This window comes from Thermodesulfovibrionales bacterium (assembly GCA_035622735.1).
Classification (GTDB): Bacteria; Nitrospirota; Thermodesulfovibrionia; order Thermodesulfovibrionales; family UBA9159; genus DASPUT01.
The window spans coordinates 1-12,794 of sequence record DASPUT010000031.1 but is presented as its reverse complement, the minus strand read 5'-3'; the positions used below and the strand labels follow the sequence as shown (position 1 = coordinate 12,794).

The 12,794-nt window shown below is 52.1% G+C and carries 12 protein-coding genes; 6 read left to right on the top strand and 6 right to left on the bottom strand.

Annotation, left to right across the window (positions count from 1 at the left end; all coding sequences use genetic code 11):
- The 5 genes from VEI96_01585 to rpmH form a co-directional block, all read right to left on the bottom strand.
- On the bottom strand, nucleotides 1–432 hold a 432-nt coding region (locus VEI96_01585; GenBank protein HXX56674.1), incomplete at its 3' end, for an ATPase, T2SS/T4P/T4SS family.
- 12 nt (nucleotides 433–444) lie between these two features.
- Nucleotides 445–2,265, bottom strand: coding sequence for a type IV-A pilus assembly ATPase PilB (gene pilB, locus VEI96_01580; protein ID HXX56673.1), 1,821 nt, complete (start codon nucleotides 2,263–2,265; stop codon nucleotides 445–447).
- Between the two features lie 197 nt (nucleotides 2,266–2,462).
- The gene (gene yidC / locus VEI96_01575) at nucleotides 2,463–4,058 is read right to left on the bottom strand and encodes a membrane protein insertase YidC (protein ID HXX56672.1); all 1,596 of its coding nucleotides are present in this window, start codon (nucleotides 4,056–4,058) and stop codon (nucleotides 2,463–2,465) included.
- A 9-nt stretch (nucleotides 4,059–4,067) separates the two neighbouring features.
- Nucleotides 4,068–4,277, bottom strand: a complete 210-nt coding sequence (gene yidD, locus VEI96_01570) for a membrane protein insertion efficiency factor YidD (GenBank protein ID HXX56671.1) — start codon at nucleotides 4,275–4,277, stop codon at nucleotides 4,068–4,070.
- Nucleotides 4,278–4,454: 177 nt separating this feature from the next.
- Nucleotides 4,455–4,595, bottom strand: coding sequence for a 50S ribosomal protein L34 (rpmH, locus tag VEI96_01565; GenBank protein HXX56670.1), 141 nt, complete (start codon nucleotides 4,593–4,595; stop codon nucleotides 4,455–4,457).
- A gap of 145 nt (nucleotides 4,596–4,740) precedes the next feature.
- Between rpmH and VEI96_01560 the strand changes: the two genes are divergently transcribed.
- Nucleotides 4,741–4,923: a hypothetical protein gene (locus VEI96_01560; protein HXX56669.1), complete on the top strand. Its 183-nt coding sequence runs from the start codon at nucleotides 4,741–4,743 to the stop codon at nucleotides 4,921–4,923.
- Nucleotides 4,924–4,993: 70 nt separating this feature from the next.
- Nucleotides 4,994–5,590 (top strand): tetratricopeptide repeat protein, encoded by a 597-nt coding sequence (locus tag VEI96_01555; GenBank protein ID HXX56668.1) that lies wholly within the window; start codon nucleotides 4,994–4,996, stop codon nucleotides 5,588–5,590.
- A 65-nt stretch (nucleotides 5,591–5,655) separates the two neighbouring features.
- On the opposite strand, the gene VEI96_01550 is transcribed toward VEI96_01555, so the two are convergent.
- Complete coding sequence (locus VEI96_01550; protein ID HXX56667.1) at nucleotides 5,656–6,147, bottom strand: Hsp20/alpha crystallin family protein; 492 nt, start codon at nucleotides 6,145–6,147, stop codon at nucleotides 5,656–5,658.
- Between the two features lie 385 nt (nucleotides 6,148–6,532).
- Here VEI96_01550 and VEI96_01545 point away from each other — a divergent pair, with 385 nt between their 5' ends.
- The 4 genes from VEI96_01545 to VEI96_01530 all read left to right on the top strand — a co-directional run bounded on the left by VEI96_01545 (nucleotide 6,533) and on the right by VEI96_01530 (nucleotide 12,753).
- Nucleotides 6,533–7,534, top strand: coding sequence for a glycosyltransferase family 9 protein (locus VEI96_01545; GenBank protein ID HXX56666.1), 1,002 nt, complete (start codon nucleotides 6,533–6,535; stop codon nucleotides 7,532–7,534).
- A gap of 159 nt (nucleotides 7,535–7,693) precedes the next feature.
- Entirely contained in the window at nucleotides 7,694–11,080 is a 3,387-nt protein-coding gene (locus tag VEI96_01540; GenBank protein ID HXX56665.1) for a DNA polymerase III subunit alpha, read from the top strand.
- Nucleotides 11,077–12,066 carry an acetyl-CoA carboxylase carboxyltransferase subunit alpha gene (locus VEI96_01535; GenBank protein ID HXX56664.1) on the top strand — a complete coding sequence of 330 codons (990 nt, stop codon included), beginning with the start codon at nucleotides 11,077–11,079 and terminating at the stop codon, nucleotides 12,064–12,066. Before VEI96_01540 ends, VEI96_01535 begins: the two co-directional genes overlap by 4 nt.
- A 99-nt stretch (nucleotides 12,067–12,165) precedes the next feature.
- Nucleotides 12,166–12,753 carry a DUF4337 domain-containing protein gene (locus VEI96_01530; protein ID HXX56663.1) on the top strand — a complete coding sequence of 196 codons (588 nt, stop codon included), beginning with the start codon at nucleotides 12,166–12,168 and terminating at the stop codon, nucleotides 12,751–12,753.
- The last annotated feature ends 41 nt before the right edge of the window (nucleotides 12,754–12,794 follow it).

The window sequence follows — 12,794 nt, the reverse complement described above, 5'->3', positions numbered from 1 at the left end:
CATCGTGGCAAGGGTGGTCGATTTTCCGCTACCGGTCGGACCGGTGCAGATAATGAGGCCCCTCGGTTTTTTCGCGAGGGTATGGACGATTTCCGGCAGCCCCAACTCCTGAAACGTCCTGATCGAAAAAGGTATGCTCCTGAAGGCGCCCGCGACGGCACCTCTCTGCATGAATACGTTGGCTCTGAACCTGCTGATGCCCTTCAAGCCGAAGGAAAGGTCGAGCTCATTGTGTTCCTCGAAGCGGTGTTTCTGGGCATCGGTCAGTATGCTGTAACAGAGCGCCTTTGTATCGGCAGGGCTCAGAGGTGGATGGTCAACAGAGATGAGCTTGCCGTCAACCCTCAGTTTTGGAGGGGACCCCACGGTGATATGGAGGTCGGACGCGCCCTGGTCAATCATCTGATTCAGCAGGTCATACAGTGTCGCCATGCTTCTTTCTCCTTAATCTCCAAACGTAACTCTCATGATCTCTTCGATTGAGGTGACCCCTTCTCTCACTTTGGACAGGCCGCTCATTCTGAGGGTGTTCGTCCCGAGTCGAATCGCCACCTTCTTAATCTCATTTGCCGACGCGCCTTCGAGAATCAACTCGCGTATTTCATCCTTGATCGGCATCACTTCATAGAGTGCCACCCTTCCCTTATATCCGCTATTGTTGCACGCGGTGCAGCCTTTTCCCTTAAAACATTTCATCGTCCCGGCGTCCTCCTGGGGGACCCCGACTTTTATGAGAGCCTGAACCGGTATCTTCTCCTCGACCTTGCACTGGGGACATATCCGCCGGGCGAGTCTCTGTGCGAGGATGAGGATGACCGAGGAAGATACGAGAAAAGGCTCTATCCCCATGTTCAGGAGTCTGTTTATGGTGCTCGGAGCGTCGTTGGTATGGAGCGTGCTGAGGACCAGATGGCCCGTTAATGCGGCCTTCACGGCGATCTCGGCAGTCTCAAAATCCCTTATCTCTCCAACCATGATAATATCCGGGTCCTGTCTCAAGAATGAGCGCAGGGAGGACGCAAAGGTCAATCCTATCTCTTCTTTGACCGGGACCTGATTGATTCCCATGAAATTGTATTCAACGGGGTCTTCGGCGGTCATGATGTTTGTGTCGGGCTTGTTGAGATGGTTCAGCGCGGAATAGAGGGTGGTGGTTTTGCCGCTTCCGGTCGGACCCGTAACGAGGACCATGCCGTAGGGCTTCTCGATCGCCTCCATAAAATGGTCAAGCTGATTCTTCTCGAATCCGAGCTTCGTGAGGTCCACCTGAAGGTTGGACTTATCGAGGAGTCGCAAGACGGTCTTCTCACCGAAGAGCGTTGGGAGCGTTGAAACACGAAAATCTATCTCTCTTTTTTTCCCGAGCTTCAGTTTTATCCTTCCGTCCTGGGGAAGCCTCCGCTCGGCGATATCGAGCCGTGACATGATCTTGACCCTCGAGGTCAGGGCTGCCCGTATCTTTGTCGGAAGGCTCATGACGGTATACATGACCCCGTCGACCCGATAACGAACGCGAAGCGAGGCTTCATAGGGTTCTATATGGATGTCGCTTGCGCCTGCCTTTATCGCATTAATGAATATCCCATTAACGAGTTTGACGATCGGGGCCTCGACCTCCTTGATAATCTCCGCATCGTCCTTTTCATCAATCGTCTCGATGCCGTCGAGGGCGGTGCCCACGACTTTGTCGAACTCGTCGACATCGACTACCGGTCCGTCGTCCGAGCCCAAATGAGCCCCCTCAGTGGATTCGTCATCCGTAAGGGTATAATCCTTGGCCTGGAGTATCGAAGACCCGGAGGATGAAGCGCTCTTCGAAACCCGCGCAATTTCGCCCTTACCGGCGCTATAATAGTGCGATATGGCATGCATGATGCTGTTTTCGCTCGATACCACGACCTCGACGTTATAGCCCGTCATGAATTTGACATCGTCTATCGCAAACATATTGGACGGATCAGCCATCGTGATTGTCAGGGTGGCGCCCACTCGGGTGACGGGCATAATGAGGTATTTCCGCGCCATTTCGACAGGAATCAGTTTAATCACCGAGGGGTCTATCGTGTATTCAGACAAGTTAATGGCTGGGACACCGAACTGTTTGCTCAAGAAAGAGACGAGTTTATCCTCGGAGATGTACCCCAGTTTGATGAGATTTGAGCCGAGCCTACCGCCCTCTTTTTTCTGCAGGTTTAATGCTTGTCCGAGTTGCTCCTCAGAGATGATGTTCGATACGATGAGCATCTGACCGAGCTTTGCCGCCATACTAGCTACGATATATGAAAATCTCTTGAAAGTCAACAGGTTTAATCTCTAAATATCCTGCACTCCTTTAGGGTTTGACGCATCTTACGAAAAGATCGGTGGCATGGCGCCTGTAGTGAACTATTCGCTAAAAAGAGAGCGAATTCTTCTGAAACGAGGAGAGGTCTCAATTGTTGAGAGACGATGCTTCTAGCGATTCAGGAAGGTTGTTTAGCGGTCCGAGCGTTCGTATAGTACTGCTGGGCGATACTGAAGACGTTGTTCACGAGCCAGTAGAGAACAAGTCCGGATGCGAAATTGAGAAAGAGGAAGGTAAACACCACCGGCATGAGCATCATCATTTTATTTTGTGCGGGGTCAAGGGACGAAGGCGTCATCTTTTGCTGGATCACCATGGTTATGCCCATAGCGATGGGCAATGGCCCTATGGCGAACCCGCCGATAAGGGGAAACGATGCGGGGATGTGCCCGAAGAGGGTATCCGGTCCGGAGAGGTCCCGTATCCAGAGGATGAACGACGCATCCCGTAATTCGATGGCCGTCATGAGAACCTTATAGAGGGCGAAGAAGACAGGTATCTGGAGGAGCATCGGAAGGCATCCGCCCATGGGATTCACCTTATATTTCTTGTACATCTCCATCGTCTCTTTCTGCATCCGCTGCGGGTCCTTCTTGTATTTCTCCCGTATCTCCGTGAGTTTCGGCTGGATCGCCTGGAGCTGCCGCATAGACTTTTGCCCTTTGTTCACAAGCGGGATGAAGGGGATTCTCACGATGACCGTCAGGAGTACTATCGCCCAGCCATAGTTTCCGAGGAAGGAATAGAAGAATTTCAGCAGCCAGAAGAGAGGCCGAGCCAGGATCGAGAAGAACCCGAAATCTATGATGTGCTCAAGACCGACGTGCAACGCGCTCAATCTATCGTATTCCTTTGGTCCGGCATAAACAATGAAATTGTTTCTCCCCGCTTTAGCCTTGAAAGCGACGAGTACGGAATCCCCGGCCTTCCAAGCCTTCGCCTCCTGCTCCTGACCGGACGGAATAAGCGCCGCACAGAAATATTTGTCCTCCTCGGCCACCCAGCGGAGGCCGCCGCGGTAACTCTGTGTTTCGGCGAATTTCTTCGTATTCAATTCTATTCTTTCCGTGTCTTTGAGGATGACCGGACCGAAATGAGGTATGGATGAATCTTTTGAATCGTAGATCCCGAAATCGGAGCCGAGGGTAATCCAATATTCAGGAAGGCCTGCCACTTCATCGCTCACATCAATGGTATAGCGGTCCCCATGGAATGTATAGGTCCTCCTTATCGTCACGGAAGGCGAAGAATATTCGAAGATCAATGAACCTGTCTCGGCTCCCTTGAGATTTTGATCGGAACCGTGCACGCTAAAATTCATTCTCGAGAGCTCGAAATTTTCGGTACTCAGCCCTACTGCGAGAGGAGCAGGGTATGCATCCGGCGCCTTGAGAAGGGTAACATCGCCGTTATTCTTATCCTTATACCGTCTCAGTTGAAAGCCTTTGATGGTACCTCCTCTCGATGTGAGCGTTGCGGCATAAAGTTCGGTTTCCACCTTTATGTCTCTTGCAGCGACGGATACTTCAGCGGGCGGGGCGGGTACAACCGGGGAAGGTGTCTCTTTCTTCGTCGCTTCTCTTTCTGTCTTTGTCCCTGTCTCTGCCTTTTGCGGCGTCTGAGGCACGGGTTTCGTGAACATGAATTGATACCCTATCAAGACGACGAGTGTCAGCAAAACAGCGATGAGGGTCCTTTTTTCCATAGAATCCATGTGTCTGGATTACCTCACCGGGTCGTATCCGCCGGGGTGGAAGGGATGGCATCGGAGCACCCTGCCGAGTGAAAGAGAGAGACCTTTCAGCGACCCATACTTCGTGACGGCATCGATCGAGTAACATGAACAAGTGGGAGTAAACCTGCAGGCTCCGGGGAGAAGAGGTGAGACGAAAAGACGGTAGCCCTTGATTGCCAGGATGATTAGTCTGCTCATTGTATTCCTTTGCATCGGCTATGCATGAAAACACCCTGGACCTAAGGAAAACCTAAGACCTCCGGCCATCTTCAGAGCGCATCGGATGCGATACGACGAGAGAAATATGTTCACGGGATGGTCTGCGGGTCCGGGTCTGAATGCGCACTCCTCGAGAGTCGTCATCCGGGCGAAAATTTAAACGACCAACCTCTTGCGCCCCTTCGCGCGTCTCCGCTGGAGAGTCCTTCTTCCTCCCTTGGTGCTCATCCTTTCAAGGAAGCCGTGATTTCTCTTTCTCTTTATCTTATGCGGATGGTATGTTGTATAAGTTCCCATCTTTTCCTCGGACAGAAGTATAAACGTTTGGACATAAGAAAGTCAACAGTTCGGCCGGATCAGGATCCACGGGAAGTATCAATTGACGGAAGGTGAAATTTCTTTCTATACTTCTCTAAAGTCCGATGAAAGAGAGGCATGGAGCATGGAGAAGTGTCCCGCATGTACAACGAGCCGGAACCACACCGATAAGTTCGACAGGATATATGACGCGATATTCAATGAGGTGAAGAAGAGAGGATTTCCCTGTATCGAGGATCCGGAGGAACTATCGAAGACGTTGTCAGTGCTTGTCGCGGATTCTCTCGATATTGATATTTATGAATGACTCTGTTGGAGCGGCGAAGGAAAAACTGAAGCGTCAAGACCGTCCCGGGAAAGGATAGGGAGATGAAACCATGGAGGAGATAAGAAAGTTGTGGGAAGGTGCATTGTCGCATTACGAAAAGAAGGAATATGACAGGGCCGAGAACCTCGTCGACAAACTCCTGTCGGCTAATCCTGATTTTCACAGGGGCTGGTTTCTGAAAGGGGTAATACTCGAGGAGACAGGGCGCTCCGCAGATGCCCGGGCGTGCTATGACAAGGGGGGTAATTTGTTCAATATGTGGTTTCGGTTGGCCTTGCAGGTTCAAGAAAGCGACCCGGGAAGGGCGATCGCGTATTACGGACGAGCACTCACCCTGGACCAAAAGTCAAATATAGCATGGCTTAATCAAGGGCTTCTCTATGAAAGATTAGGGAAACGTGAGGAGGCTGCGTCCTGTTTCAGTCACATAACCCCCGGAAGAGAGGTTTTTTCACGAATCGTAGCGCCGTCGGTATTCATGCTGTTCCTTATCGTCGGTGGCATTATTATGATCGGCAAGGGCGAGAAGACTCTATCGATACTTGTCTTCCTATCGGCGGTCGTATGTTTCTTCCTGCTGAAACGGGATGCTGCTACAGCAGTCACGATGCTCGTGAAGAAGAACTCCGGCAGGCAGCTGGCTTAACGGCTGAAGGACGGCCCTTCGATAAGACAAAAAAATCCCCGGCTGGTCGCCGGGGAGCAGCCGGATCAGCTGATCGAGATTTTCTTGCTTTTGCTTTTCGCCTCTTCGCTCTTCGGTAGTCTTACTTCCAGGACGCCGTTTTCAAGGTGAGCCTCTATCTTTTCCGTATCAACATCGGCCGGCAGTTCAAACCTGCGGAAGAACGAACCATGGGAACGTTCATACCTGAAGTAATCACCCTTTTCCACCTTTTCTTCTCTCTTCTTCTCGCCCGTTATGGTCAGCGCGTTACCGGAAACACTGATGTCGAGGTCCTTCTTTTCCAAGCCCGGCAGATCGGCTTTCAGAACCAGTTCATTGCCTTCCTCATAAATGTCGACATGAGGTGAAACGGCTTCGAACTCGCCGACTTTCATTTCAGGCCAGACCGTTGAAGGGAGCCATGAAAAAGGTCTCCGGATAACATCTTCAAACCACCTCTCCATCTCATCGATGGGCGAAAGTAATCTCGGTCTTTCGGTCTTCATCAGTTCCGTTGAACCTTTGAATCCTGCCATGATAATCACCTCCTCAAGGGCAATTCCATTGCCCTCTATCTACTATAATTATCATATAACGGCATTCTATCATGGGCAACTCTCTCTCTCTGTTTCTATAGGAATTCTAAGCATTTCATGAAGAACAGATTGTAGATTTACTCTATTTTCTCTTCTTTTTGCGATGATCCTTTATTAAAGCCTGTTTTAGCCTCTGCTTCGTTTTTTTCTCTTGGTTTTCAGATAGTTGGGGTCAAGGGCTTCAGCGTGTATTTTCTTTTTTGGGTGAATTTGTTATTTTTAGAAGACTTCCGGTTTGCCACGCTATTTCTTAATCAAGCATTTTGTTAGGATCATAATATCCGCTCGGACGCAGATGACAGTCTCACATTAAGACGGACGAGGAATGAGCAAGATAGGAAGGAATCCCCTTGAAAGCACGGCAGGCTTGAAAACGTTAATCCACCACAGCGGAGCACTCGGCGATCTCCTCCTTTCCCTTCGGTGCATCGGGACGATAAGGCGTCTCTCAGGTCTTGTCCATATCGCGGGAGGATCCGATGCGGCAGATTTTCTGAGGGAGGCAGGCTATGCCGATGAGGCATCTTCCGCTGAGGCCGCATTCTATTCGTCACTATACACAACGACTCCAGACGAAAAGACGATGGAATTCCTGTCACGGTATGACCGGGCCTTTCTCTTCACGTTACGGAGTGATTCCCGTATTGTCGCGAACTTCAGGAAAGCGGTTCGCCAGACGGAGACAATCATCACGATACCTCCACCCGGTGTCAGAAGACATGTCTCTGAATACAGAATGGAACAGCTTTCCCATAAGATCGATGGAGGTAGTGATCCGGCACTATCGTCGGGGCTGCTTCGCATTCCCTCTCTCCCTATAGAAAGGGCCGAGGAGTTCCTCGCGGGATCGGGATATGACAGCACCGGGATGACACTGATAGGCATGCATCCGGGGAGCGGAGGGAAAGGCAAGTGCTGGTCGATCGAAAGATATCTTGCGCTTGCCGGAAGGATGAAACAGGACCGGGATATCTTCTTCCTCTTCTTCTCGGGGCCTGCGGAGGGCCCCGACGTGAAAGAAAAGGTGGATGACTTCGCCCGGAGACAGAGAAGGGTTATCCATGTGAGCAATGCGAGGCTAGTTACTGTTGCGGCCCTACTGAGCCTCTGCCATCTCTACGTAGGGAATGACTCAGGCGTTACGCATCTTGCGGCAGCGGTGAACGCTGATGTTCTCGCTCTCTTCGGCCCTACCGATCCATTTTTCTGGAAGCCCCTCGGCAGAGGCGTTGAAGTGATCTCTGCGTTGCCTCCTGCCGGTTTCCCGCAGGCCATTACCGTGGAAGCGGTATATGAGAGGATGACCTCATTCCTTTCAAGAAGATGAAATTCTCTCCGTCGGTATGTCGCCCGTGGCATTTCCAGGTCGCTCCGGCATGAGAAGCAAAGGCATACAGGGAATTTCATTCATCTCGTGGCTCGGAGTCATTTTTCTCAGACGATCGTTACGTTTGACCTTGAGATTCTCTATCAGGTAAAATTTCCTATGCATCAGCGCGCCGACTTTGTACCTCTTCATCTCCATACTGAGTACAGCCTGCTTGACGGGTCTATCAAGATTGATGAACTCGCGGAGCGGGCATCCCAGTGCAAGATGCCGGCAGTGGCGATAACAGACCATGGGAATCTCTTCGGGGCCGTCGAGTTCTACAAAAAGATATCGAAGGCCGGAATGAAGCCGATTATTGGGTGCGAGATTTACGTTGCCCCTGGAAGCCGCCTTGAAAAAGGGGGTATGAATGCGTCAGAGGCTTCATTCCATCTTATTCTTCTTGCGAAGGACGATGCAGGGTACAAGAATCTCGTGACCCTCGTCTCGAGAGCCTATACGGAAGGGTTCTATTATAAGCCGAGGATAGACAAGGACCTTCTCGCGCAGTACAGCGGGGGTCTTATCGGCCTTTCGGCTTGTCTGAAAGGAGAGGTCCCATACTATGTGAGCAGGGAGATGGTCGATAAGGCGAGAGAGAGTGCACTGCAATATAAGCATATCCTTGGCCCGGATAATTTCTACATCGAACTGCAGGATAACGGTCTCGAGGCCCAGGAACGGGCGAACCGAAGACTCATTGAGCTTGCGAAGGATCTCCATATCCCGGTAGTTGCTACTAATGACTGTCATTACCTGAACAGGGAGGACGCCAGGGCTCACGATATCCTTCTCTGTATTCAGACGGGCAAGACCGTCAGTGATCAGAACAGACTCCGCTTTGAGTCAGACCAGTTCTACCTCAAATCGCCGGAAGAGATGAAGAGGGCCTTTGCCGAGATTCCCGATGCGATTTTGGCGACACGACGGATTGCAGAGCGTTGTAACGTCCAATTCACGATGGGTGCTAGCCTGCTCCCGATGTTTCATGTCGAGGGGGGGGCTCCTGATGAATACCTCAGGGAACTTTCCCTGCTCGGTCTGAGAGATAAGTTCGGTCCCACCCCGCCGGAGGCATACAAAAAACGACTCATAACGGAACTTGAGATCATTAATAGGATGAAGTACGCCTCTTATTTTCTTATCGTCTGGGACTTTATCAGTTTTGCCAAGAAACGGGGTATTCCGGTCGGTCCCGGCAGAGGTTCCGCAGCAGGGAGCCTCGTGGCCTACTGTCTCGGGATAACGGAGATAGACCCGATAAAATACAATCTCCTCTTCGAGAGGTTTCTCAATCCCGAGCGGGTGAGCATGCCGGACATCGATGTCGATTTCTGCAAGGACAGAAGGGGTGAGGTGATATCCTATGTCTCCAATAAATATGGTGATGACCATGTGGCGCAGATCATAACCTTCGGAACGATGGCAGCGAAAGCGGCGATCAGAGATGTGGGCAGGGGACTCGACATGCCCTACGCCGAGGTGGACCGGATTGCAAAGATCATCCCGAATACCCTGAACATTACTATCGATGAGGCGCTCAAGTCCGAGCCTCAACTCAGGGAATTATATGACGGGGATCAGAAGGTGAGAGACCTCATCGACATAGCGAAGAGGCTCGAAGGTCTCTGCCGGCATGCATCCACCCATGCTGCGGGCGTCGTCGTCTCCCCCGAGCCGCTCACCGAGTATGCACCGCTTTATAGAAACCCGGCTGACGGTACGATAACGACCCAGTTCGACATGGGAGCAGTGGAGAGCATCGGACTCCTGAAGTTTGACTTCCTTGGACTGAAGACCTTAACGGTCCTCGAAAGAACCCTCGAATACATCAAGGCCAACGGCAGAGAACTCTCCCTCCCTGACATCCCCTTTGATGATCAGGAGACCTACAGTCTCCTTAGCTCCGGCCAGACGACGGGCGTATTCCAACTCGAAAGCGAAGGCATGCGAGACATCCTGAGACGGATGCAGCCGAACCGATTCGAGGACCTCATAGCGCTTGTTGCCCTTTATCGGCCGGGGCCGATGGGCTGGATTGATGACTTTATCAAGCGCAAGAAAGGGGAGGCGAAGGTCTCCTATGAGATGCCCCAGTTGCGGGAGATACTCGATGAAACGTACGGGATAATCCTCTACCAGGAACAGGTCATGATGATCGCCAACAAGATAGCGAATTTCTCGATGGGACAGGCGGACATCCTGAGGAGGGCGATGGGGAAGAAGAGACCGGAGGAGATGGAGAAGCAGAAGGAGGGCTTCATCAAAGGGGCTGTCGCCAACGGGATTCCCGAGAAAAAGGCTGCGAGACTCTTTGAGAATATGGAACCCTTCGCCATGTACGGCTTCAACAAATCCCATTCCGCTGCGTATGCCTATGTCGCTTACCAGACCGCCTATCTCAAGGCCCACTTCCCCGTGGAATTCATGGCGGCAACGCTGAGTACCGATACGGATAACACCGACAAGATCGTGAAGTCGATAGGGGAATGCAAGAAGATGTCGATCGATATCTTACCTCCTGATATCAATCTGGGCGGCAGGGAGTTCAAGGTGATCGGGAACGGCATTCGCTTCGGACTCGAGGCGGTGAAGGGAGTCGGTTCTGCTGCTATCGAATCGATTCTTTCCGTGAGGGAGGACGGCGGTCCCTTCCAATCCATGGGGGAATTTCTCCAGAGGATCGACGGGAAGAAGGTCAACAAGAAGGTTGTGGAGAGTCTTGTAAAGTCAGGTGCCTTTGACTCACTCGGGATAAGCAGGTCAGCCGCAATGGCTGTCATCGAATCTTCAAACGGCCAGCAAGCTGCCTGCAGCCTTTTTGGGCACGATGAGGTTTTCGACCAGAAGGGTGGCGCGGAGTGGGATACTACGGAAATTCTGAAGCACGAAAAGGAAGCCCTCGGTTTTTACATAACGGGCCACCCCCTCTCGAGATACAGGGAGGGTATGGCGTCACTGCATGTGAAGAGGATGTCAGAACTCGAGGATGCGCTCGACAAACAGGAGATCCATGTGGCGGGCGTTGTGAGCGGAATTAAGAAGATCAAGACGAAGGGCAAGGCTGAAACCATGGCTTATCTTACCCTCGAAGATGAGGACGGCAGGGTCGAGGTTCTCGTTTTTCCCGAGATGTACAGGAATTTGTCGGGCATCCTGAATAAGGACAGCCTTATAAGCGTGAAAGGGACCGTCGACAGGACAGAAAAGGGGATTAAACTCGTATCAAGGGAGATCGCGAGGATCGAGGATCTTATGGCGCAGAAGAACTCCCGGAAGATCGCTATTAGGATCAAATCTCCTGCTGAGCCCGGCGGCCTGGAGAAACTCCGGGAGCTTTTCTCCGGATACAACGAGAGAAGAGGCGGCGCCCGCGTATGTCTCCTTGTCGAAGTTGAGGGCGCCCTCGTCGAGATCGACACAGACCTTTCCTTAGAACCCTCTCAGGATCTAATCGACAGCATAGAGAGGCTGACAGGAAAAGGGACGGTGAAGGCAGGATGAGATATTACCTAGAATTCGAGAAGCCTATCGAGGCGCTCGAGACGAAGATAGATGAATTGAAGCGCCTTTCCGACGGAAAGGATATTGATATGACGTCGGAGATAAAGAAACTCGAGAAAAAAGTCCGGGACCTCGGGACAGAGATATTTGCAAACCTGTCTCCCTGGCAGAGGACGATGATCGCACGTCACCCGGACAGACCCTATACCCTCGATTACATTTCGATCATGACGGAAGGGTTTGTTGAGCTGCATGGTGACAGGAGATTCGCCGACGATCCCGCGGTCATCGGAGGATTGGGAAAGGTCGGCGGCACAACCGTTATGGTCATAGGGCATCAGAAGGGACGGGGGACGAGGGAGAGGATACAGAGGAATTTCGGACAGCCACATCCTGAGGGTTATAGAAAGGCCCTCCGGCTCATGCGACTCGCGGAGAGGTTTAAGATACCAGTACTGACGTTAATCGACACGCCGGGCGCGTTCCCCGGGATAGGGGCCGAGGAGAGGGGGCAGGCCGAAGCGATCGCCACGAATCTCATGGAGATGTCCAGGGTCAAGACCCCGATCGTATCCGTTGTGATCGGGGAGGGGGGGAGCGGCGGCGCCATCGCGCTGGGGGTCTCGGACCGATTATATATGCTTGAACATGCCGTCTATTCTGTAATATCTCCTGAAGGCTGCGCGGCGATCCTTTTGAAGAAAAAAAATGGAGATTTGACTCCCGGAGAATTTGACAAGGCGGCGCAGGCACTGAGGCTCACGGCTCGTGACCTTCTCGAGTTCAAGGTGATCGATGATATCATCCCGGAGCCGCCGGGAGGTGCCCACAGGAGCCATGAGACCGTTGCCGGTTCGGTAGCCGAGACCGTTCTCAATGCCCTGGAGGAGCTGAAGGCGAAGACCCCGGGCAAACTCATAGAGGAGCGGTATAAGAGATTCAGAAGGGTCGGGGTAGTTGAATTTGCTGAGAGAGAAAAGGGATGATGTGGCTGATGTATGAGTCACACTGTGTCGAAACGTGTGGTCACGCTGCCGGAAAGACGGTAGTAAGGAACGTTTGAAATTCTGTGAGGAGGTCGGGAGATGCCGGAAGTCGAGCTGCCCAAAACGGATGAACTTGAAGAGGTGAGGGGGAAGAGATTTACCCGGCGCGTTGCCCTCACTACCGCAGTATTCGCAGTGCTCCTCGCGGTGACATCCCTCGGAGGGAATCATGCGATGAAGGAGATGCTCCTCGCGCAGCAGCAATCTTCTGACCAGTGGGCCTTTTATCAGTCGAAGGTAGTGAGAGAGCATCTCTACAGGCTCCAGAAGAGCCGGCTCGAAACCGACATCCTCGAACGGGGCAGGGCCATGAACCCCGAGGTACGGAAACAATTCGAGGCGATGCTGAAGAACCTGAAGGAGGAAGAGGTCAGGTACAATTCTGAGAAGAAGAAGATCGAAGAGGATGCGAAAGAACTCGAACGTGAACGGGATAAGAACCGGTCTAAAGACCCGTATTTTGACTATGCGGAAGTCTTTCTCCAGATAGCCATCGTCATGGCATCGATATCGATTCTCGCCCTTTCCCTTCCCGTCTTCTACTTCTCTCTCGTCTCTGCCATTCTCGGAACGGTCCTCATGCTGAACGGATATCTCCTCATCTTCAGACTCCCCTTCTTCCAGTAGTCCCGGGCTACCCTTGATATCCGCCTCTCGGTGACGCGAGA